We start from the raw sequence: 23,297 nt of genomic DNA on the forward strand, positions 1-23,297 counted from the left end.
TACTGGATTGAAAGGCGGAGAAATTAGATGAGTGCGCTCTACATGATTGTCGGCACCCTGGTTGCTCTGGGTGTGTTGGTGACCTTCCACGAATTCGGCCACTTTTGGGTGGCGCGTCGTTGCGGCGTCAAGGTATTGCGCTTTTCAGTCGGTTTCGGCATGCCCTTGCTGCGTTGGCATGATCGCCGTGGCACCGAGTTTGTGATTGCCGCCATTCCGTTGGGTGGCTACGTCAAAATGCTGGATGAGCGCGAAGGCGAGGTGCCGGCGGACCAGTTGGACCAGTCCTTCAATCGCAAGACCGTTCGTCAGCGTATCGCCATTGTCGCTGCTGGCCCGATTGCCAACTTCCTGTTGGCGATGGTGTTTTTCTGGGTCTTGGCCATGTTGGGCAGCCAGCAGGTGCGTCCGGTCATCGGTGCGGTCGAGGCTGATAGTATGGCGGCCAAGGCTGGCCTTATCGCTGGGCAGGAAATTGTTTCTATTGATGGCGAACCGACCACTGGTTGGGGGGCGGTCAATCTGCAGTTGGTACGACGCTTGGGTGAAAGCGGTACTGTCAGTGTGGTGGTGCGGGATCAGGATTCCACCGCCGAGATGGCGCGTGAGTTGACCCTGGATCATTGGCTCAAGGGTGCGGATGAGCCTGATCCGATCAAGTCCCTGGGGATTCGCCCGTGGCGACCGGCTTTGCCGCCGGTGCTGGCGGAGCTGGACCCGAAAGGTCCGGCCCAGGCTGCTGGTCTGAAAACCGGCGATCGCCTGTTGGCCCTGGATGGCCAGGCGTTGGGCGACTGGCAGCAAGTGGTCGACCTGGTGCGTGTACGGCCTGATACCAAAATTGTGCTGAAAGTTGAGCGTGATGGTGCTCAAATCGACGTCCCCGTGACCTTGTCGGTTCGTGGGGAGGCCAAGGCTGCCGGGGGGTACCTGGGGGCTGGGGTCAAAGGTGTCGAGTGGCCGCCATCGATGGTTCGGGAGATCAGTTTTGGGCCGTTGGCCGCAATCGGCGAAGGCGCGAAACGCACCTGGACCATGAGCGTGCTGACCCTCGAATCCCTCAAAAAAATGTTGTTCGGCGAGCTCTCGGTAAAAAACTTGAGTGGGCCGATAACCATTGCTAAAGTGGCGGGCGCTTCTGCCCAGTCGGGCGTCGCGGATTTCCTGAATTTCCTGGCTTATCTGAGTATTAGCCTTGGGGTTCTGAACTTGCTGCCCATTCCAGTATTGGATGGGGGGCATCTGCTGTTTTATCTGGTCGAGTGGGTGCGTGGTCGCCCCTTGTCGGATCGGGTGCAGGGTTGGGGGATACAGATCGGTATCAGTTTGGTGGTTGGAGTGATGTTGTTAGCTCTGGTCAACGATCTGGGACGTCTGTAAAGCTTCGCTGAATTGCGAATCTGCCGCATTGTGCGGCAGTTTGTTTATTGCCAGTTGGAATAAGAAAGGACTTCATGAAACGTCTGCTGCTAACTGCGGTTCTCACCGTATTGATGATCGCCGAAGTTCACGCCGAGTCCTTCACTATCTCCGATATTCGCGTCAACGGCCTCCAGCGGGTATCCGCAGGTAGCGTCTTTGGTGCCTTGCCGTTGAACGTCGGGGAACAGGCTGATGATCGTCGCCTGGTGGAATCCACTCGTGCGCTGTTCAAAACCGGGTTCTTTCAAGATATCCAACTGGGTCGCGAAGGCAATGTCCTGGTCATCACGGTCGTCGAACGACCTTCCGTCGCCAGTATCGCGATCGAAGGTAACAAGGCGATCTCCACTGAAGACCTGATGAAGGGCCTCAAGCAATCCGGCCTGGCCGAAGGCGAGATCTTCCAGCGCGCCACCCTCGAGGGTGTGCGTAACGAACTGCAACGCCAGTACGTTGCCCAGGGCCGCTATTCCGCGACCGTGGAAACCGAAGTGATCCCGCAGCCTCGTAACCGTGTTGGCCTGAAGGTCAACATCAACGAAGGCACCGTGGCGGCCATTCAGCACATCAACGTGGTGGGCAACACCAAGTTTGCTGATGAAGACCTGATCGACCTGTTCGAACTCAAGACCACCAACTGGTTGTCGTTCTTCAAGAACGATGACAAGTACGCCCGTGAAAAACTGTCCGGTGACCTGGAGCGCCTGCGTTCCTACTACCTGGACCGTGGCTATATCAATATGGATATCGCTTCGACCCAGGTGTCGATCACCCCGGACAAGAAGCACGTCTACATCACCGTCAACGTCAACGAAGGCGAGAAGTACAAGGTTCGTGACGTCAAGCTCAGCGGCGACTTGAAAGTGCCTGAAGACCAGGTCAAGTCCTTGTTGCTGGTGCAGAAGGACCAAGTGTTCTCGCGCAAGCTGATGACCACCACCTCCGAACTGATCACCCGTCGCCTGGGTAACGAAGGCTATACCTTCGCCAACGTCAACGGTGTGCCAACCCCGCATGATGATGACCACACCGTGGACATCACCTTCGTGGTCGACCCAGGCAAGCGTGCCTATGTGAACCGCATCAACTTCCGTGGCAACACCAAGTCTGCGGACGAAGTGCTGCGTCGTGAGATGCGCCAGATGGAAGGTGGCTGGGCGTCGACTTACCTGATCGACCAGTCCAAGACTCGCCTTGAGCGCCTGGGCTTCTTCAAGGAAGTCAACGTCGAGACCCCGGCCGTGCCAGGCGTGGACGACCAGGTTGACGTGAACTACGCGGTTGAGGAACAAGCTTCGGGTTCGATCACCGCCAGCGTCGGCTTCGCACAGAGCGCCGGTCTGATCCTCGGTGGTTCGATCACCCAGAACAACTTCCTCGGTACTGGTAACAAGGTCTCCATCGGCCTGACCCGCAGCCAATACCAGAGCCGTTATAACTTCGGTTATGTCGACCCCTACTGGACTGCTGATGGTGTGAGCCTGGGCTACAACGCCTTCTACCGCACCACCGACTACAAAGACCTCGACGTTGACGTTGCAAGCTATGCAATCGACAGCATGGGTGTGGGCGCCAACATTGGTTACCCGATCAGTGAAACCTCGCGCCTGACCTTTGGCCTGACCGCGCAGCAAGACAAGATCAAGACCGGTGTGTACACCGTGGACGAAATCTTCAACTTCGTGCGTAACGAAGGCGATCAGTTCCTGAACTTCAAGGCGTCGGCCGGCTGGTCCGAGTCGACCCTGAACAAAGGCGTGCTGGCGACCCGTGGCCACTCCCAGAGCTTGACCCTGGAAGCCACCACGCCGGGCAGCGACCTGTCGTTCTTCAAACTCGACTACCGTGGTCAGTTGTTCCAACCGCTGAGCGATAACTACACCATGCGCCTGCACACTGAGCTGGGTTATGGCGATGGCTATGGTTCCACCAGTGGTCTACCGTTCTACGAGAACTACTATGCAGGTGGTTTCAACTCGGTTCGCGGCTTCAAGGACAGCACTTTGGGTCCACGTGGTACGCCGAGCCGTGGTGTAGACGCAACGGGTAACCAAGGCACAATCGCTGACACGGACACTAAGGCGCTGCCATTCGGTGGTAACGTGCTGATCCAAGGTGGTGCGGAGATTCTGTTCCCGCTGCCGTTCGTCAAGGACCAGCGTTCCCTGCGTACTTCGGTTTTCTGGGATGTGGGTAACGTGTTCGACTCCAAGTGCGAGCAGGTCACCAACCCGAATGGTTCGAAGTCCAACACGCAGTGTAACGATGTGAGCTTCAGCAACCTGGCGAGCTCTGTCGGTGTTGGCGTGACCTGGGTGACTGCGTTGGGCCCGTTGAGCTTCGCTCTGGCCATGCCGGTCAAGAAACCTGATAACGCTGAAACCCAGATTTTCCAATTCTCCCTCGGCCAGACGTTCTAAGCGTCTGACCCAAGATAACGACAACGGATTCTGTAGGAGTGCATCGTGCGTAAGTTGACTCAATTGGTTCTGCTGGCAACTGTGCTGGTAACCACCCCGGCCTTCGCCGAAATGAAAATCGCCGTCCTGAACTATCAGATGGCTCTGCTGGAATCCGATGCGGCCAAGAAATACGCAGTGGATGCCGAGAAAAAATTCGGTCCGCAACTGACCAAGCTCAAGACCCTGGAAAGCAGTGCCAAGGGTATCCAGGATCGTCTGGTAGCCGGTGGCGACAAGATGCAACAAGGCGAGCGCGAGCGTCTGGAGCTTGAATTCAAGCAAAAGGCTCGTGACTATCAGTTCCAGTCCAAGGAACTGAACGAAGCCAAGGCCGTTGCTGACCGTGAAATGCTCAAGCAGCTCAAGCCGAAACTCGACAGCGCTGTGGAAGAAGTCATCAAGAAAGGTGCCTTTGACCTGGTGTTCGAGCGCGGTGCCGTGATCGACGTCAAGCCTCAATACGACATCACCCGCCAGGTGATCGAGCGCATGAACCAGCTGAAGTAAACCATGACCGCGACTATCAAGCTCGGCGAGTTGGCCGAGTTCCTGGGAGCTGCCTTGCGCGGCTCCCCGGAGAAAGAAATCACTGGGCTAGCCACCTTGCAGGAGGCTGGCCCAGCTCAGTTGAGCTTCCTCGCAAATCCCCAATACCGTAAATACCTGGTTGATTGCCAGGCCGCAGCCGTGTTGCTGAAGGCCGCTGATGCCGAGGGTTATACGGGGGATGCGCTGGTGGTGGCCGACCCGTACCTGTCGTACGCGAAAGCGTCGCACCTGTTTGATCCAAAGCCCAAGGCGGCCGGCGGTATTCATCCCTCTGCCGTGATTGCCGAGGATGCCCAGGTTGACCCGGCGGCCAGCATTGGCGCGTTTGCCGTGATCGAGAGTGGCGCGCGCATTGCTGCTGGCGTGACGGTGGGGGCCCACTGCTTTATCGGCGCGCGCTGCGAAATCGGTGCCGATGGCTGGCTGGCTCCTCGTGTCACCCTTTACCACGACGTACGCATCGGCGAGCGCGTGGTGATTCAGTCGGGTGCCGTGATCGGTGGCGAAGGTTTTGGCTTTGCCAACTCCAAAGGCGTTTGGCACAAAATCGCCCAGGTGGGTGGTGTTTTGATTGGCGATGACGTGGAAATTGGCGTCAACACCGCAGTGGACCGCGGCGCTCTGGCCGATACCGTGATCGGTAACGGCGTGAAGCTCGACAACCAGATCCAGATCGCCCACAACGTGCAGATTGGCGATCACACCGCCATGGCGGCGTGCGTCGGCATCTCTGGCAGCACCAAGATCGGTAAACATTGCATGCTTGCCGGCGGTGTAGGGCTGGTAGGGCATATCGATATTTGCGACAACGTCTTCATCACCGGCATGACCATGGTTACTCACTCGATTACCGAGCCGGGTGCCTACTCTTCCGGTACTGCCATGCAGCCAGCGGCTGAGTGGCGTAAAAGTGCAGCGCGCCTGAGGCAGCTTGACGACATGGCCCGACGCCTCAAACAGCTGGAAAAGCGTGTTGGAGACGTGACCCCTGGCGGTAATGCTTCATCAGAAGGCTGATACCATTTCCATATCAAGTGTGCACAGCCGCTAGACTGCCTCCTTGATTTGCTAGCGGGGCGTGCTTTTAGTTCGCCCGCCCCCAATCTTTATTACAGGCTTCCCCCCGAAATGATGGACATCAACGAGATTCGCGAATACCTGCCTCACCGTTACCCGTTCCTGCTGGTGGACCGCGTAGTGGACCTCAATGTCGAGGAAAAGCGCATTCGTGCCTACAAGAATGTCAGCATCAACGAACCGTTCTTCAACGGTCATTTTCCCGCGCATCCCATCATGCCAGGCGTGCTGATCATTGAGGCAATGGCCCAGGCTGCCGGTATCCTTGGTTTCAAAATGCTCGACCTCAAGCCTGCCGATGGCACGCTTTACTACTTCGTCGGTTCCGACAAGCTGCGTTTCCGCAACCCGGTCACGCCGGGCGATCAGTTGATCCTGGAAGCCAAGTTCATCAGTTGCAAACGCCAGATCTGGAAGTTCGAATGCCAGGCCTCGGTGGATGGCAAGCCGGTGTGCTCGGCTGAAATCATCTGTGCGGAACGCAAACTATGAGTTTGATTGACCCTCGCGCAATCATCGATCCGTCGGCCGTACTGGCCGCCGACGTTGAGGTCGGCCCCTGGTCGATCGTCGGCGCAGGTGTTGAAATCGGCGAGGGGACTGTCATCGGGCCGCACGTGATCCTCAAGGGGCCGACCCGCATTGGCAAACACAATCGTATCTACCAGTTTTCCTCGGTAGGCGAAGACACCCCGGACATGAAGTACAAGGGTGAAGAAACACGCCTGGTAATCGGTGATCACAACATCATCCGTGAAGGTGTGACCATTCATCGTGGCACCGTGCAGGATCGTGCCGAGACCACGTTGGGTGATCACAACCTGATCATGGCCTATGCGCATATCGGTCATGACAGCGTGATCGGTAACCACTGCATCCTGGTCAACAACACCGCGTTGGCAGGTCATGTGCACGTTGACGATTGGGCGATCCTGTCCGGTTTCACCCTGGTCCATCAGTACTGCCATATCGGCGCCCATAGCTTTTCCGGCATGGGCACCGCAATCGGCAAGGATGTTCCGGCATTCGTTACGGTATTCGGCAACCCTGCCGAAGCTCGCAGCATGAACTTCGAAGGCATGCGCCGTCGTGGTTTCAGCGAAGACGCTATCCACGCTCTGCGCCGCGCCTACAAGGTGGTCTACCGCCAGGGGTTGATGGTTGAGCAGGCATTGACCGAACTGGCCGAGTCGGCAGCGCAGTTTCCGGAAGTGGCAGTGTTCCGGGACTCGATCCAGGCGTCGACTCGCGGCATCACCCGCTGATCATGGCCAATCTGCGTATAGCGCTGGTGGCCGGAGAAGCTTCCGGCGATATTCTGGGGGCTGGTTTGATGCGGGCGCTCAAGGCCCAGCATCCTGCCGTAGAGTTTATTGGGGTCGGTGGGCCGTTGATGCAGGCCGAAGGCCTCACTTCCTACTTTCCCATGGAGCGCTTGTCGGTCATGGGCTTGGTGGAAGTGCTGGGGCGACTGCGTGAGCTGCTGGCTCGCCGCAAACTGCTGATCCAGACACTTATTGAAGAAAAGCCAGACGTCTTTATCGGAATCGACGCGCCGGACTTCACCCTCAACATCGAACTCAAATTGCGTCAGGCCGGCATCAAGACCGTGCATTATGTCAGCCCATCCGTGTGGGCGTGGCGGCAGAAGCGCGTGCTGAAGATCCGCGAAGGTTGCGACTTGATGCTGACCTTGCTGCCGTTCGAAGCCAAATTCTACGAAGAGAAGGGCGTGCCGGTGCGCTTTGTGGGCCATACGCTGGCCGACACCATCCCTCTGCAAGCTGATCGTGCGGCCGCGCGTGCCGAATTGGGCCTGGCCGATGGTCCCCTTGTGGCGTTGATGCCCGGCAGTCGTGGTGGTGAAGTCGGGCGGCTGGGCGCGTTGTTTTTTGATGCGGCTGAACGGTTGATGGCGCTGAAGCCCGGCGTACGCTTCGTATTGCCGTGCGCCAGCCCGCAACGCCGCGTGCAGATCGAGGCGCTGCTTGAAGATCGCAACTTGCCACTGACGCTTTTGGACGGTCAGTCGCACCTGGCCCTGGCGGCCTGTGATGCTGTGCTGATCGCTTCGGGTACTGCGACCTTGGAAGCCTTGCTGTACAAACGTCCGATGGTCGTGGCCTATCGCTTGGCGCCGCTGACGTTCTGGATTCTCAAGCGGATGGTTAAAAGCCCCTACATCTCCTTGCCTAACCTGCTGGCCCAGCGCCTGTTGGTGCCGGAGTTGTTGCAGGACGATGCGACGCCTGAAGCCCTGGCGCAAACCGTACTTCCCCTGATCGATGGCGGCGAGGAGCAGACCCGCGGTTTTGACGATATTCACCGTACCCTGCGTCGTGATGCGTCGAACCAGGCGGCGGATGCCGTGCTCACCTTGATCGGCGCAAAGCAGGAAACCCTATGACGACGCAAATGGGGCTGGATTTCAGCCTGGTTGCCGAAGCCCACGAGTTGGTGGCCGGCGTTGATGAAGTCGGACGCGGCCCGCTCTGCGGTGCTGTCGTCACGGCGGCGGTGATTCTCGATCCGAACCGTCCGATCCTCGGTCTCAACGACTCGAAAAAACTTACAGAAGCGCGCCGCGAGAAGCTCTTCGACGAGATCTGTGAGAAGGCCCTGAGCTGGCATATTGCTCGGGCTGAAGTCGAGGAAATCGACGAGCTTAATATTCTCCATGCCACCATGCTGGCCATGCAGCGCGCCGTCGAGGGCCTGCACATCACGCCAAAAATGGCGATGATCGACGGCAACCGTTGCCCGAAATTGACGATGCCGGCTGAAGCGGTCGTCAAGGGCGACAGCAAGGTTCCTGCCATCGCTGCGGCCTCGATCCTGGCCAAGGTCAGCCGGGACCGCGAAATGGCGGCTTTCGAATTGATCTACCCCGGCTACGGCATCGGCGGCCATAAGGGTTATCCCACGCCCGTTCATCTGGAAGCCTTGGCTCGCCTGGGGCCAACGCCGATCCACCGCCGCTCGTTCGCCCCGGTTCGCCTGGCCTACGAGGCGCGGGAGAGCCTCAACGAGGTGTAGTCGCGAGGCTGATGTTTTGCTCAAGGCCCGGTACAATCCGGGCCTTGTTGTTTCCACGTATAAGACAGGATCACTATGCCGGCTTCATTCGTTCATCTACGCCTGCACACTGAGTACTCCCTGGTCGACGGCCTGGTACGGATCAAACCGCTGGTCAAAACCCTGGTGGGCATGAACATGCCTGCGGTGGCGGTGACCGATCAGAACAACATGTGCTCCCTGGTCAAGTTCTACAAGAACGCCATGGGCGCCGGGATCAAGCCGATCTGTGGCGCCGACTTGTGGCTGTCCAACAAAGACCCGGATAACCCCCTGAGTCGCATCAGCCTGCTGGCGATGAACGGCGTCGGTTATCGCAACCTCACCGAACTGATTTCCCGTGGTTTTATCGACGGTCAGCGCAATGGTTCGATCATCATCGAGCGCGAGTGGGTAGCCGAAGCCAGCGAAGGCCTGATCATGCTGTCGGCGGCCAAGGAGGGCGAGATCGGTATCGCGCTGCTCGGCGGTAATCCGCAGGAGGCTGAAGTACTGGCCAGTGAGTGGATGAAGGTTTTCCCCGAGCGTTTCTACCTGGAAGTCCAGCGCACCAACCGTCCTAACGATGAAGAGCATTTGCACGCTGCCGTGGCGCTGGCCGACAAGCTCGGCGCGCCGTTGGTGGCGACCAACGATGTGCGTTTCATCAAGAAAGAAGATTTTGAAGCCCACGAAACTCGCGTGTGCATCGGCGAAGGCCGGGCCTTGGATGACCCGCGTCGCTCGAAAAACTACAGCGAAGAGCAATACCTCAAAAGTGCCGAGGAGATGGCTGAGCTGTTCAGCGACCTGCCCGAGGCCCTGGAAAACTCGGTCGAGATCGCCAAGCGCTGCAACATTGAAGTGAAGCTGGGCAAGCACTTCCTGCCCAACTTCCCGATTCCCGATGGCATGACCATCGACGAGTATTTCCGCAAGGTATCCTTCGACGGGCTGGAGGAGCGGCTGACCGTTCTCCTGCCCAAGGACACCACCGAAGACTACGACGCCAAGTGCCAAGTGTACGTCGATCGGCTGAATTTCGAGCTGGATATCATTATCCAGATGGGGTTCCCCGGTTACTTCCTGATCGTGATGGACTTTATCCAGTGGGCCAAGAACAACGGCGTGCCGGTTGGTCCAGGCCGGGGGTCAGGTGCTGGTTCGCTGGTGGCTTACGTACAGAAGATCACCGACCTCGACCCGCTGGAATATGACCTGCTGTTCGAACGGTTCCTGAACCCGGAACGGGTTTCCATGCCCGACTTCGACGTCGACTTTTGCATGGACGGCCGTGACCGTGTGATCGAATACGTGGCCGAGAAATATGGCCGCAACGCTGTAAGCCAGATCATCACTTTCGGTTCCATGGCGGCGAAAGCTGTAATCCGTGACGTGGCCCGTGTGCAGGGCAAGTCCTACGGCTTGGCAGACCGCCTGTCGAAGATGATCCCGTTCGAAGTCGGCATGACCCTGGAAAAGGCGTTTGAGCAGGAAGAAATCCTGCGTGACTTCATCAAGGTCGATGAAGAAGCCGCCGAAATCTGGGACATGGCCCGCAAGCTCGAAGGTGTGGTGCGTAACGTCGGTAAACACGCCGGTGGCGTGGTTATTGCCCCGACCAAGCTCACCGACTTCTCGCCGATCTATTGCGATGAAGAGGGCGATGGTCTGGTTACCCAGTTCGACAAGGACGACGTGGAAGCGGCCGGCCTGGTGAAGTTCGACTTCCTGGGGCTGCGGACCCTGACGATCATCGACTGGGCGCTCAAGACCATCAACCGCGACCGCGCCAAGGTCAATGAAGAGCCGCTGGATATTGCGTTTATCCCGCTGGACGACAAACCGACCTACGCCCTGCTGCAAAAAGCCGAAACCACGGCGGTGTTCCAGCTTGAGTCCCGGGGCATGAAGGAGCTGATCAAGAAGCTCAAGCCTGACTGCCTGGAAGACTTGATCGCACTGGTGGCCCTGTTCCGTCCGGGGCCTTTGCAATCGGGCATGGTGGATGACTTCATCAACCGTAAGCACGGCCGTGCCGAGCTGGCGTACCCGCACTCCGACTATCAGTACGAGGGCCTCAAGCCAGTACTGGCGCCGACCTACGGCATCATCCTGTACCAGGAACAGGTGATGCAGATCGCCCAGGTGATGGCTGGCTACACCCTCGGTGGCGCGGACATGCTGCGTCGTGCGATGGGTAAGAAAAAGCCCGAGGAGATGGCCAAGCAGCGCGGCGGTTTCATTGAAGGTTGCGCCACCAACAATATCGATGCCGATCTGGCCGGTAACATTTTCGATCTGGTGGAAAAATTCGCCGGTTACGGCTTCAACAAATCCCACTCCGCCGCCTATGGCCTGGTGTCGTACCAGACTGCCTGGCTGAAAGCCCACTACCCGGCGCCGTTCATGGCGGCGGTACTTTCGGCGGACATGCATAACACCGACAAGGTCGTGACCTTGATCGAGGAAGTGCGCACCATGAAGCTGCGCCTCGATGCGCCGGACGTGAACGCCTCGGAGTTCAAGTTCACGGTGAACGACGAAGGCCGTATCATTTATGGCCTGGGCGCGATCAAGGGCGTGGGTGAAGGCCCGGTGGAAGCCATCACCGAAGTGCGCCAGGACGGGCCGTTCAAGGACTTGTTCGACTTCTGCGCGCGGGTTGACCTCAAGCGCATCAACAAGAGAACCCTTGATGGCCTGATCCGCAGCGGTGCCCTCGACCGTCTCGGCCCCTATTTTCATGATGAGCCGAAGGCTTACCAGGCCAACATCGACCGCAACCGTGCGGTACTGTTGACCGCCATGGAAGAAGCGATCAAGGCCGCCGAACAGACTGCCCGTACCCATGACAGCGGTCACGCTGACTTGTTTGGTGGGTTGTTCGTCGAAGAAGACGCCGATGTGTACGCGAACCACCGCAAGGCCAAGGAGCTGACCCTCAAGGAGCGCCTCAAAGGTGAGAAAGACACCTTGGGCCTGTACCTTACCGGTCATCCGATAGACGAATACGAAGGGGAAATCCGTCGTTTCGCCCGTCAGCGCATCATTGACCTGAAGCCTGCACGGGATACCCAGACTGTCGCCGGCATGATCATCGCCCTGCGAGTGATGAAGAACAAGAAGGGCGACAAGATGGGTTTCATCACCCTTGACGACCGTTCGGGACGGATCGAGGCGTCGCTGTTTGCCGATGCGTTCCACTCTGCCCAGTCGCTGCTGCAGACCGACGCCATGGTGGTGGTGGAAGGGGAGGTCAGCAATGATGACTTCTCCGGTGGCTTGCGCCTGCGGATCAAGCGGGTGATGAGCATGGAAGATGCCCGTACCAACCTTGCGGAAAGCCTGCGCTTGAAGGTCAAAACCGAGGCGCTCAAGGGCGATCAGCTACGCTGGTTGGGTGACCTGCTCAAACGTCACCGTGGCGCGTGTCCTGTGACCATGGAATACACCGGTAACGACGCCAAGGCGATGTTGCAGTTCGGCGAGACGTGGCGAATTGACCCTGCGGATGGCTTGATTCAAGCTTTGCGTGACCAGTTCGGGCGAGACAACGTCTTCCTCCAATACCGCTGACGGTCAGAGCACCTGACCTCGGCTGAACATTTAATCTCGACCTAAACGCGCCTCTCCCTTAAGGTAGGGCGCGAATAGACAACCGGCTGGCCAGGCACTCCTTGGCCGTCGACCCAAGACGGACGCTTATGAACCCGAATTTTCTTGATTTCGAACAGCCGATCGCTGACCTGCAAGCCAAGATCGAAGAGCTGCGCCTGGTCGGCAATGACAATTCGCTGAATATCGGCGATGAAATCTCCCGCCTGCAAGACAAGAGCAAAACGCTGACCGAAGACATCTTCGGCAAGCTGACCAGTTGGCAGATCGCGCGCCTGGCTCGCCACCCGCGCCGTCCATACACCCTGGACTACATTGACCATATCTTCACCGAGTTCGACGAGCTGCATGGCGACCGCCACTTCTCCGACGACGCGGCCATCGTGGGCGGTATCGCTCGCCTGGACGACCAACCGGTGATGGTGATCGGTCACCAGAAAGGCCGTGAAGTGCGCGAGAAAGTCCGTCGCAACTTCGGCATGCCGCGTCCGGAAGGCTATCGCAAGGCTTGCCGCCTGATGGAGATGGCTGAGCGCTTCAAGATGCCGATCCTGACCTTCATCGATACGCCGGGTGCTTACCCAGGCATCGACGCTGAAGAGCGCAACCAGAGCGAGGCGATTGCCTGGAACCTGCGCGTCATGGCGCGCCTGAAAACCCCGATCATCGCCACCGTGATTGGTGAAGGTGGTTCCGGCGGTGCACTGGCTATCGGCGTCTGCGACCAGTTGAACATGCTGCAGTATTCGACCTACGCGGTGATCTCGCCGGAAGGTTGTGCTTCGATCCTGTGGAAAACCGCAGAAAAGGCACCGGACGCTGCAGAAGCCATGGGTATCACCGCTGATCGCCTCAAAGGCCTGGGTATCGTGGACAAAGTGATCGCCGAGCCATTGGGCGGCGCTCACCGTGACCCGGCTGCCGCTGCGGCGACTATCCGCGCTGAACTGGGCTCGCAACTGGCGATGCTCAAGAAGCTGGACAACGAAGCGCTGCTGGCCCGTCGTTACGAGCGTCTGATGAGCTACGGTCTCTAAGGCCAACGCAGCACCCAATGTGGGCGCTGGCTTTTGTGGGAGCTGGCTTGCCTGCGATAGCATCACCTCGGTGTAACTGATGTATCGAGGTGATTGCATCGCAGGCAAGCCAGCTCCCACATTTGCTTTGTGCATGCTTTGCCAATGTATTTCAGATTTGCGGCGATAATGTGTGATGAAACCAACTTTGCACGCCAAACTCCTGCAAACCCTAGCCCCCTGGCGCAACGCCCCGGCCTGGCATATCGCATTTTCCGGTGGGCTTGATTCCACCGTCCTGCTGCACCTTCTGGCCTCTCTGGCAAAAACCGAAACGCTCCCGCCGCTTAATGCCATCCATGTCCATCATGGCCTGCAAGCTGCGGCCGATGCCTGGCCCAGCCATTGCCAGTCAGTGTGCGACAGTCTTGGCGTGCCCTTGCACGTCATGCGCGTGCAGGTTCAGCCGGGTGCAAGCCTTGAGCGTTCGGCCCGTGACGCGCGTTATCGGGCGTTTGCCGAGGTGACGGGGGTAGGGGAGGTCTTGCTCACGGGCCAGCATCGCGATGATCAAGCAGAAACCCTGATGTTTCGCCTGTTGCGTGGGGCCGGGGTGCGAGGGTTGGCGGCCATGGCCGTGCAGCGTCCGTTGGCGAGGGGGTATCTGCTGCGGCCGTTGCTGGATGTCTCGCGTGAAGAGTTGGAGGCCTACGCACGTGGTCAGCAGCTCAAGTGGATCGAAGATCCTTCCAACGCAGATTTGCGATTTTCCCGTAATTACCTGCGCCACCGCGTATTTCCGGCGCTGACAGAGCGCTGGCCGCAAGCCGTTTCCAACTTGTTCCGCAGCGCCGAGCATTTGCATGAGGCTCAAGGGCTGCTGGATGAATTGGCGCAGATGGACCTGCACACTGCCGATCAGCCTTCGCCATTTCCCTGGTTGCCCTTGCCGTCACTGGCCCTTGCTTCACTTCGGACACTTTCCGACGCTCGTCAGCGCAACGCCCTGCGTCACTGGCTGGCGCCGCTGACGCGCTTGCCCGATAGCGATCATTGGGCTGGCTGGTATTCCTTGCGCGATGCCAAGGGCGACGCACAGCCGTTATGGCACCTTGCCGACGGTCAGCTTCATCGCTGTGGTGAGCGTGTCTGGTGGTTGCCTGTCGCTTGGCAGGCATTTTCCGACGCAGCGGTGAGCTGGTCACACCCGCAAAACCCACTAGAGTTATCCGGCAACGGGCATTTGAAATTTATCGGCACCGCCCCCGCAGGCCCATTGGAGGTCCGCTATCGTCACGGCGGCGAAATCATGGAAGTGCCAGGCCGTGGCAGGCGTGACCTGAAGCGCTTGCTCAACGAAAGTGGTTTGCCGGGGTTCGTGCGTGGCAGATTGCCGCTGCTGTATCGGGGGGAGCAATTGCTGGCTGTCCCAACCCTTGCGGGGCTATGGTCCAGCCCGGTGGATGGCTGGAAATTACATTGGTTGCCACAGAACTGCGATCAAGGTTTGAGCTGATAGAGCCTTTCCGGTAGACTACGCTCCCTTCTTGATACAACTTCTGTGGATTCTCCTGAATCGCAGCAGTTGCCGATTACCAAGCAGTCTTTGCTGGGCGATTCCAAAAAATGTGTAGCGATCAACGTACCGGTGTTTCATTGCTGGTCTGTCACCACGCGGCGGTTTTTTTGAAAGGTGCACTGTGATTAATGCAGGTGATCGGGGGCTTCGGCCTTCCTTCGCTTTCCCCGGCGGCTCGGACCGCTTTAACGCAGACTTCTAGGGTTTTTCATGACGCGCTACATATTCGTCACGGGCGGTGTTGTTTCTTCATTGGGGAAAGGCATTGCCTCCGCTTCATTGGCGGCCATCCTGGAGGCGCGGGGACTTAAGGTCACCATGCTCAAGCTGGACCCGTACATCAACGTTGACCCGGGCACCATGAGCCCGTTCCAGCACGGTGAAGTGTTCGTCACCCACGACGGCGCCGAGACCGACCTGGACCTGGGCCACTACGAGCGGTTCATCCGCACGACCATGACCCAGAACAACAACTTCACCACTGGCCGTGTCTACGAGCACGTGCTGCGCAAAGAGCGCCGTGGTGACTACCTGGGTGCAACCATCCAGGTGATCCCGCACATCACCGACGAAATCAAGCGCCGTATCATCAAGGGTGCAGGCGATGCCGACGTGGCGATGGTCGAGATCGGTGGCACCGTGGGTGACATCGAATCCCAACCGTTCCTCGAAGCCATCCGCCAGTTGCGTTTCGAAGTCGGCGCCAAGCGCGCGATGCTGATGCACCTCACCTTGGTGCCGTACATCGCTACCGCCGGCGAAACCAAAACCAAGCCAACCCAGCACTCGGTCAAGGAGCTGCGCTCCATCGGCCTGCAGCCGGACGTGCTGGTTTGCCGCTCCGATCATCCGATCGACATTTCCTCGCGTCGCAAGATCGCGCAATTCACCAACGTTGAAGAACGTGCGGTGATCGCGCTGGAAGACGCCGACACCATCTACAAAATCCCGGGCATCCTGCATTCGCAAGGCCTGGATGATTTTGTGGTCGAGCGTTTCGGCTTGCAGTGCGGCGGTGCGGACCTGTCCGAGTGGGACGCCGTGGTCGACGCCAAGCTCAATCCCGAGCATGAAGTCACCATCGCCATGGTCGGCAAGTACATGGAACTGCTGGACGCGTACAAGTCGCTGATCGAAGCGATGAGCCACGCCGGTATCAGCAACCGTACCAAGGTCAACCTGCGCTACATCGACTCCGAAGACATCGAGAACCAGGGCACTGCCCTGCTTGAAGGTGTGGACGCGATCCTCGTTCCGGGCGGTTTCGGCCTGCGTGGCGTGGAAGGCAAGATCACCGCCGTTCAGTACGCTCGTGAGAACAAGGTGCCGTACCTGGGTATCTGCCTGGGTATGCAAGTGGCCGTTATCGAGTTCGCCCGTAACGTGCTGGGCTGGAAAGACGCCAACTCCACCGAGTTCGATCACACCAGCGGCCACCCGGTCGTGGGCTTGATCACCGAGTGGGAAGACGCCACCGGCGCTGTTGAAACCCGTACCGAGACGTCCGACCTGGGCGGCACCATGCGCCTTGGCGCACAGGACTGCCTGCTGGAAGCCGGCTCGCTGGTCCACGACTGCTATGGCAAGGACGTGATCGTCGAGCGTCACCGTCACCGCTACGAAGTGAACAACAACCTGCTGCCGCAGATCAAAGAAGCCGGCCTGAAAATCTCCGGTCGTTCCGGCGATGGCAAGCTGGTTGAAGTGGTCGAGGCGCCGGATCATCCGTGGTTCGTGGCCTGCCAGTTCCACCCTGAGTTCACCTCGACTCCGCGAGACGGTCACCCGTTGTTCAGCGGTTTCGTCAAGGCAGCACTGACGCAACATCAGAAGAAGGCGTAACCCTGATGGCCCAGAAGATCATTCGCGTAGGCGACATCGAGATTGCCAACGACAAGCCCATGGTGCTGTTTGGCGGCATGAACGTGCTGGAAAGCCGCGACATGGCGATGCAGGTCTGTGAAGAGTACGTGCGGGTCACCCAGAAACTGGGTATCCCCTACGTGTTCAAAGCCAGCTTCGACAAGGCCAACCGTTCGTCCGTGACCTCCTATCGCGGCCCGGGCCTTGAAGAAGGCATGCGGATCTTCCAGGACATCAAGCAAGCTTTCGGTGTGCCGATCATCACCGACGTCCACGAGCCTGAGCAGGCTGCCGTGGTCGCCGAGGTGTGCGACATCATCCAGTTGCCGGCCTTCCTGTCGCGCCAGACCGACCTCGTGGTCGCGATGGCCAAGACCGGCGCTGTGATCAATATCAAGAAAGCCCAGTTCCTCGCGCCGCAGGAGATGAAACACATCCTGAGCAAGTGCGTGGAAGCGGGTAACGACCAGTTGATCCTCTGCGAGCGTGGTTCGAGCTTCGGCTACAACAACCTCGTGGTGGACATGCTCGGTTTCGGCATCATGAAACAGTTCGAATACCCGGTATTCTTCGACGTGACCCATGCGCTGCAAATGCCCGGTGGTCGCTCGGACTCCGCCGGTGGGCGTCGTGCCCAGGTCACCGACCTGGCCAAGGCGGGTATGAGCCAGTCCCTGGCCGGCCTGTTCCTGGAAGCCCACCCGGACCCGGACAACGCCAAGTGCGACGGTCCTTGCGCCCTGCGCCTGGACAAGCTGGAGCCGTTCCTGGCCCAGCTCAAGCAGTTGGACGAACTGGTCAAGAGTTTTCCGACGGTAGAAACCGCGTAACGGCGGTTTCTCCGGTAGACTTTCCCTCGTTTTACGCTCAGGCCTGCGGGCCTGAGCCTTGTCGCCTGCAAGCCTGCCCCGTTGTTCCACCCTTGCGGTCGGTCAAAAGTTTTCCTTCAGCTGCGTCGTTTTCGTCAACTTTGGAGTGTTTACAACAATGGCAAAAATCGTCGACATCAAAGGTCGTGAAGTTCTCGACTCCCGTGGCAACCCCACCGTCGAAGCCGACGTGCTTCTCGATAACGGCATCATCGGCAGCGCCTGCGCGCCGTCCGGTGCTTCCACCGGTTCGCGCGAAGCGCTGGAACTGCGTGATGGCGACAAGAGCCGTTACCTGGGCAAAGGTGTACTCAAAGCTGTAGCGAACATCAACGGCCCGATCCGTGACCTGTTGCTGGGCAAGGACCCGCTGGACCAGAAAGCCCTGGACCACGCGATGATCAAGCTCGACGGCACCGAAAACAAAGGCAGCCTGGGTGCCAACGCCATCCTCGCCGTGTCCCTGGCCGCTGCCAAGGCCGCTGCCCAGGACCAGGACCTGCCGCTGTACGCCCATATCGCCAACCTGAACGGTACGCCGGGTGTGTACTCGATGCCGGTACCGATGATGAACATCATCAACGGTGGCGAGCACGCCGATAACAACGTCGATATCCAGGAATTCATGGTGCAGCCGGTTGGCGCCAAGACCTTCTCCGAAGGCCTGCGCATGGGCACCGAGATTTTCCATCACCTCAAGGCTGTCCTGAAGGCCCGTGGCCTGAGCACTGCCGTGGGTGACGAAGGTGGTTTCGCACCGAACCTGGCGTCCAACGAAGATGCACTGAAAGTGATCTCCGAAGCCGTGGCCAACGCTGGCTACAAGCTGGGCACCGACGTGACCCTGGCCCTGGACTGCGCGGCCAGCGAGTTCTACGAGGACGGTAAATACAACCTGTCCGGTGAAGGCCACGTGTTCACTTCCGAAGGTTTTGCCGACTACCTCAAAGGCCTGACCGAGCGTTATCCGATCATCTCGATCGAAGACGGCCTGGACGAGTCTGACTGGGCGGGCTGGAAAGTCCTCACCGACAAGATCGGTGAGAAAATCCAACTGGTGGGCGACGACCTGTTCGTGACCAACACCAAGATCCTGAAAGAAGGCATCGACAAAAAGATCGCCAACTCGATCCTGATCAAGTTCAACCAGATCGGCACCCTGACCGAAACCCTGGAAGCCATCCAGATGGCCAAGGCTGCGGGCTACACCGCCGTGATCTCCCACCGCTCCGGCGAAACCGAAGACTCGACCATTGCCGACCTGGCTGTGGGCACCTCGGCGGGCCAGATCAAGACGGGTTCCCTGTGCCGTTCCGACCGCGTCTCCAAGTACAACCAATTGCTGCGTATCGAAGAGCAACTGGCAGGTAAAGCCAAGTACAACGGTCGCGGTGAGTTTCGCGGCTGATCGCTACTTGATGGTAAAGCATGGTAAAAAGTCGGCGGATGGCGTCGGAAAAAACACGACAGTGTGGATTTCAACGCTAATCTGATGGCTATCTAGCACAAGCCTGGTTCTTCCAGGCTTCGTGCTATCAGTTGCTGCAAAAGTTCTACATGGCTGGCTTTTTTCACTGGATACCCGGATTTCGATGCGCAGTCCCAATTGGTTGTTCCTCGTCTTGCTCTTGTTGCTGGCTGGCCTGCAGTACCGCCTATGGGTCGGTAATGGCAGTTTTGCGCAGGTAGAAGAACTGACCCAGCAGATTGCCGACCAGCACGCCGAAAACGAACGTTTGCTGGAGCGCAATCGGGTCCTTGATGCCGAAGTGCTCGAGCTGAAAAAAGGTACGGAGACCGTTGAAGAGCGGGCCCGTCATGAGTTGGGCATGGTCAAGGAGGGTGAAACCCTCTACCAGTTGGCCCAATGAGCTACCGTCTACCGGCCTTCTGGGCCGTGATTCCTGCCGCGGGCGTTGGTGCCCGTATGGCTGCGGACCGTCCCAAGCAATATCTGCAACTGGGTGGGCGCACTATTCTCGAACACAGCCTCGGCTGTTTTCTCGATCATCCGTCCCTCAAGGGGCTGGTGGTCAGTCTGGCTTCAGATGATCCTTATTGGCCTGCGCTGGCATGTGCTGCCGACGCTCGCATCCATCGTGCGGACGGTGGTTCGGAACGTTCGGGTTCGGTGCTCAATGCACTGCTGCAACTCAACGCCCTGGGCGCCAGCGACGACGATTGGGTGTTGGTGCACGATGCTGCGCGGCCCAACCTGAGCCGTGATGATCTCGACAAACTCCTGATTGAACTGGCGGATGACCCGGTCGGCGGCCTGCTGGCCGTACCGGCTCGCGATACGCTCAAGCGTGTCGACAAGCAGGGTCGGGTGATGGAGACCGTCGACCGCAGCCTGATCTGGCAGGCCTACACGCCGCAGATGTTTCGCCTGGGGGCGCTGCATCGCGCATTGGCCGACAGCTTGGTGGCGGATGCCGTGATCACCGATGAGGCGTCAGCGATGGAATGGTCCGGCCAGGCGCCGCGCTTGATTGAAGGGCGCTCGGACAACATCAAGGTGACTCGGCCAGAGGATCTGGAGTGGTTGCGGTTGCGGTGGGCTAACCGACGGTAGTCAGTTAAACCGGGTCGACTTCATCGCAGGCAAGCCAGCTCCCACATGGGTTTTCCTTCTCCCCAGACAACTCGGTCTGGTGTGGAGGGGGTAGGTTTGCCTGTGGGTAGCCAGTCGCACCGGGTCGACTTCATCGCAGGCAAGCCAGCTCCCACATGGGTTCTCCTTCTCCCCAGGCAACTCGGTCAAGTGTGGGAGCCGGGCTTGCCCGCGATGAGGCCCGTCCCGACACTTAATTATCCACTGCTGTACTCCGGCCGCTCAGCCAGACCTTCCTTTAAAAAATCCACCAGTTTCCTGACCTTCGGCGACAAATGCCGTTGCTGCGGATACAACGCCCACACCGCCGTGTTCGGCGGCTGATGCGCTTCCAGCAACGACACCAACGCGCCGCTGTGCAAATGTTCCAGCACGTAATAGTCCGGCAGTTGGCACAACCCAACCCCTTGCAGCGCCGCATCCAGCACTGCCTGGCCACTGTTGCAGCGCCAGTTGCCCTGCACACGTTGAGAAAACTCGCGCCCGTCCTGGGCCAGTTGCCAGATATCCGAGCTGCCGATCAGGCAGTTATGCCGACTCAATTCCGACAAGCTATGTGGCCGACCGTACCGCGCAAGGTAGGACGGTGATGCGCACAAATACATACGACGGGGTGCGAGCCGGCTGGCGACCATGCGTGAGTCTTGCAAGCGTCCCAGTCGGATCGCCAAGTCCAGGCCCTCATGCACCAGGTCCAGCTGGCGATTGGTCAGCTCGATATCCACGCGTAATTGCGGATACAGCGCCATGAACCGCGTCACCAACGGCACGATAAACCGCTCGCCGTAAGCCACCGCGCAGGTCATGCGCAACATGCCTTTGGGTTCGCTGGTGAGGTCGCCCACCGCGCGCAGCGCTTCTTCGCGGCCGTCCTGCAAACGCTGGCAGTGCTGCAGGAAGGTCTGGCCAGCTTCGGTCAGGGTCACCTTGCGCGTACTGCGATACAGCAACCGCGTCTGCAGTCGCTCTTCCAGGCGTGCCACTTGGCGGCTGATATGGGACGACGACACCCCAAGGCGTTCGGCGGCGGCGGTGAACTGGCTGCATTCTGCGACCGCAACGAACTCATCGATGCCTTCCCAGCGATTTTCCAGCATATCGATTGTCCCTGTGCAGCAATAATGTTTTGCTTTTGCCTAGATTATTCATCAATAGGCGGTGTTTTACACTCACCGCCTCAGTTTTCAATTCCCAGGAGAAACCCGGATGATCAAGTCCCGCGCCGCCGTAGCCTTCGAAGCCAAGAAGCCCCTTGAGATCGTTGAAGTGGATGTGGCCATGCCCAAGGCTGGCGAGGTGCTGTTGCGCGTAGTCGCGTCCGGCGTGTGCCATACCGACGCCTACACCCTGTCGGGCGCTGATCCGGAAGGTATCTTCCCGTCGATCCTCGGCCATGAAGGCGGTGCGGTGGTTGAAGCGATCGGAGAGGGTGTGACCTCGGTGGCCGTGGGCGACCATGTGATCCCGCTGTACACCCCGGAATGTGGCAAGTGCAAATTCTGCCTGTCGGGCAAGACCAACCTGTGCCAGGCGATCCGCTCCACCCAGGGCAAAGGTTTGATGCCCGATGGCACCACGCGTTTCTCCTACAAGGGCCAGCCGATTTTCCACTACATGGGTACCTCGACGTTTTCCGAGTACACCGTGCTGCCGGAAATCTCCGTGGCCAAGATCCCTAAAGAAGCGCCGCTGGAAAAAGTCTGCCTGCTGGGCTGCGGCGTCACCACCGGTATCGGTGCAGTGATCAACACCGCCAAGGTCAAGCCGGGCGACACCGTGGCGATCTTCGGTCTGGGCGGTATCGGCCTGTCGGCAGTGATCGGTGCAGTCAAAGCCAAGGCGGGTCGCATCATTGCCATCGACATCAACCCGGCCAAATTCGAAATAGCCAAACAGCTGGGCGCCACCGACTGCATCAACCCGAAAGATTACGATCGCCCGATCCAGGACGTCATCGTCGACTTGACCGACGGCGGTGTGGACTTTTCCTTCGAGTGCATCGGCAACGTGCAACTGATGCGCGCGGCCCTTGAGTGCTGCCACAAAGGCTGGGGCGAGTCGGTGATCATCGGTGTGGCCGGTGCCGGCCAGGAAATCGCTACTCGTCCCTTCCAACTGGTCACCGGTCGCGTCTGGCGCGGTTCGGCATTCGGCGGCGTACGCGGTCGTACCGAGCTGCCAAGCTATGTGGAAATGGCCCAGACCGGCGAGATCCCGCTGGATACCTTCATCACCCACACCATGGGCCTGGAAGACATCAACAAAGCGTTTGACCTGATGCATGAAGGCAAGAGCATTCGTACCGTCATCCACTTCTGAGGTCGGCCATGAGTCTGGAAAACCTGTCGTGCCAGAAGAGCTTCGGCGGCTGGCATAAACGCTACAAGCATCATTCCGATGTGCTGGGCTGCGAGATGACTTTCGCCGTCTATCTGCCGCCGCAGGCGGAGCAGGGCGGCAAGCTGCCGGTGGTGTACTGGCTGTCAGGCCTGACCTGCACCGACGAAAACTTCATGCAGAAGGCCGGTGCCCAGCGCATGGCGGCCGAACTGGGGCTGATCATCGTGGCGCCGGACACCAGCCCGCGCGGCCCTGGCGTGCCGGGCGATCCGGACAACGCATGGGATTTTGGCCTCGGCGCGGGTTTCTATCTGAATGCCACCCAGCAACCCTGGGCCAAGCACTATCGGATGCATGACTACGTGGTGCAGGAGTTGCCGGCGTTGGTTGAAGCGCATTTCCCGGCATCGGATAAACGTGGCATCAGCGGTCACTCCATGGGCGGTCACGGTGCGCTGGTGTGTGCCTTGCGCAACCCAGGGCGGTACCTGTCGGTGTCGGCGTTTTCGCCGATCAATAACCCGATGGATTGCCCGTGGGGCCAGAAAGCCTTCTCGCGTTATCTGGGCGAAGAACGCTCGAAATGGCGTGAGTGGGACGCCTGCGTGCTGATCAGCGAAGCCTCGGAAAAACTGCCGCTGCTGGTGGACCAGGGCGACCGCGACGATTTCCTCGCTGTGCAACTCAAGCCTGAAGCCCTGCGGCAAGTGGCGAAGGCGGCCAACCACCCACTGGAGTTGCGCCTGCAGCCTGGCTACGACCATAGCTACTTTTTTATCGCCAGCTTCATCGAAGACCATTTGCGACATCATGGTCGTGCTTTGCTCGGTTAAT

General features: G+C 59.1%; 19 protein-coding genes. 18 read left to right on the plus strand and 1 reads right to left on the minus strand.

Annotated features, from left to right (window positions below):
• Window positions 1–27 precede the first annotated feature (27 nt).
• The 16 genes from rseP (at window position 28) to ispD (ending at window position 20,084) form a co-directional block, all read left to right on the plus strand.
• Entirely contained in the window at window positions 28–1,380 is a 1,353-nt protein-coding gene (gene rseP, locus AC07V4_RS15390) for a sigma E protease regulator RseP (RefSeq protein ID WP_492637042.1), read from the plus strand.
• Between the two features lie 74 nt (window positions 1,381–1,454).
• On the plus strand, window positions 1,455–3,842 hold the full coding sequence (bamA, locus tag AC07V4_RS15395; protein ID WP_492637041.1) for an outer membrane protein assembly factor BamA: 2,388 nt from the start codon (window positions 1,455–1,457) through the stop codon (window positions 3,840–3,842).
• A 45-nt stretch (window positions 3,843–3,887) separates the two neighbouring features.
• Entirely contained in the window at window positions 3,888–4,391 is a 504-nt protein-coding gene (locus AC07V4_RS15400) for an OmpH/Skp family outer membrane protein (RefSeq protein ID WP_003172279.1), read from the plus strand.
• A gap of 3 nt (window positions 4,392–4,394) precedes the next feature.
• A complete protein-coding gene (gene lpxD, locus AC07V4_RS15405) occupies window positions 4,395–5,450 on the plus strand; it encodes a UDP-3-O-(3-hydroxymyristoyl)glucosamine N-acyltransferase (protein WP_431750967.1) in 1,056 nt (351 codons plus the stop codon).
• Window positions 5,451–5,561: 111 nt separating this feature from the next.
• Entirely contained in the window at window positions 5,562–6,002 is a 441-nt protein-coding gene (fabZ, locus tag AC07V4_RS15410; protein WP_003172281.1) for a 3-hydroxyacyl-ACP dehydratase FabZ, read from the plus strand.
• Complete coding sequence (lpxA, locus tag AC07V4_RS15415) at window positions 5,999–6,775, plus strand: acyl-ACP--UDP-N-acetylglucosamine O-acyltransferase (protein WP_492637040.1); 777 nt, start codon at window positions 5,999–6,001, stop codon at window positions 6,773–6,775. The genes fabZ and lpxA overlap by 4 nt, the downstream gene beginning before the upstream one ends.
• Before the next feature lie 2 nt (window positions 6,776–6,777).
• Window positions 6,778–7,917 carry a lipid-A-disaccharide synthase gene (lpxB, locus tag AC07V4_RS15420; RefSeq protein WP_492637039.1) on the plus strand — a complete coding sequence of 380 codons (1,140 nt, stop codon included), beginning with the start codon at window positions 6,778–6,780 and terminating at the stop codon, window positions 7,915–7,917.
• Window positions 7,914–8,546: a ribonuclease HII gene (gene rnhB / locus AC07V4_RS15425; RefSeq protein ID WP_492637038.1), complete on the plus strand. Its 633-nt coding sequence runs from the start codon at window positions 7,914–7,916 to the stop codon at window positions 8,544–8,546. Before lpxB ends, rnhB begins: the two co-directional genes overlap by 4 nt.
• Window positions 8,547–8,621: 75 nt before the next feature.
• Window positions 8,622–12,143 carry a DNA polymerase III subunit alpha gene (gene dnaE / locus AC07V4_RS15430; protein ID WP_492637037.1) on the plus strand — a complete coding sequence of 1,174 codons (3,522 nt, stop codon included), beginning with the start codon at window positions 8,622–8,624 and terminating at the stop codon, window positions 12,141–12,143.
• Window positions 12,144–12,271: 128 nt separating this feature from the next.
• Window positions 12,272–13,219, plus strand: a complete 948-nt coding sequence (locus AC07V4_RS15435) for an acetyl-CoA carboxylase carboxyltransferase subunit alpha (protein ID WP_431750495.1) — start codon at window positions 12,272–12,274, stop codon at window positions 13,217–13,219.
• Between the two features lie 175 nt (window positions 13,220–13,394).
• Complete coding sequence (gene tilS / locus AC07V4_RS15440) at window positions 13,395–14,714, plus strand: tRNA lysidine(34) synthetase TilS (RefSeq protein WP_492637036.1); 1,320 nt, start codon at window positions 13,395–13,397, stop codon at window positions 14,712–14,714.
• A gap of 273 nt (window positions 14,715–14,987) precedes the next feature.
• Window positions 14,988–16,619, plus strand: a complete 1,632-nt coding sequence (gene pyrG, locus AC07V4_RS15445; RefSeq protein WP_492637035.1) for a CTP synthase — start codon at window positions 14,988–14,990, stop codon at window positions 16,617–16,619.
• A 5-nt stretch (window positions 16,620–16,624) separates the two neighbouring features.
• Entirely contained in the window at window positions 16,625–17,470 is an 846-nt protein-coding gene (gene kdsA, locus AC07V4_RS15450; RefSeq protein ID WP_003189190.1) for a 3-deoxy-8-phosphooctulonate synthase, read from the plus strand.
• 157 nt (window positions 17,471–17,627) lie between these two features.
• Entirely contained in the window at window positions 17,628–18,917 is a 1,290-nt protein-coding gene (eno, locus tag AC07V4_RS15455; protein ID WP_123714904.1) for a phosphopyruvate hydratase, read from the plus strand.
• A gap of 184 nt (window positions 18,918–19,101) precedes the next feature.
• Entirely contained in the window at window positions 19,102–19,380 is a 279-nt protein-coding gene (gene ftsB / locus AC07V4_RS15460; RefSeq protein ID WP_057723188.1) for a cell division protein FtsB, read from the plus strand.
• Window positions 19,377–20,084, plus strand: coding sequence for a 2-C-methyl-D-erythritol 4-phosphate cytidylyltransferase (ispD, locus tag AC07V4_RS15465; protein ID WP_492637034.1), 708 nt, complete (start codon window positions 19,377–19,379; stop codon window positions 20,082–20,084). Before ftsB ends, ispD begins: the two co-directional genes overlap by 4 nt.
• A 236-nt stretch (window positions 20,085–20,320) precedes the next feature.
• Here the strand turns inward: ispD and AC07V4_RS15470 are convergent, their stop codons facing one another.
• Window positions 20,321–21,220: a LysR substrate-binding domain-containing protein gene (locus tag AC07V4_RS15470; RefSeq protein ID WP_431751932.1), complete on the minus strand. Its 900-nt coding sequence runs from the start codon at window positions 21,218–21,220 to the stop codon at window positions 20,321–20,323.
• Between the two features lie 109 nt (window positions 21,221–21,329).
• Between AC07V4_RS15470 and AC07V4_RS15475 the strand changes: the two genes are divergently transcribed.
• A complete protein-coding gene (locus AC07V4_RS15475) occupies window positions 21,330–22,442 on the plus strand; it encodes an S-(hydroxymethyl)glutathione dehydrogenase/class III alcohol dehydrogenase (protein ID WP_025855143.1) in 1,113 nt (370 codons plus the stop codon).
• Between the two features lie 8 nt (window positions 22,443–22,450).
• The gene (gene fghA, locus AC07V4_RS15480) at window positions 22,451–23,296 is read left to right on the plus strand and encodes an S-formylglutathione hydrolase (protein ID WP_492637033.1); all 846 of its coding nucleotides are present in this window, start codon (window positions 22,451–22,453) and stop codon (window positions 23,294–23,296) included.
• The last annotated feature ends 1 nt before the right edge of the window (window position 23,297 follow it).

It is taken from the genome of Pseudomonas sp. GW821-FHT03A09 (genome assembly GCF_059421065.1).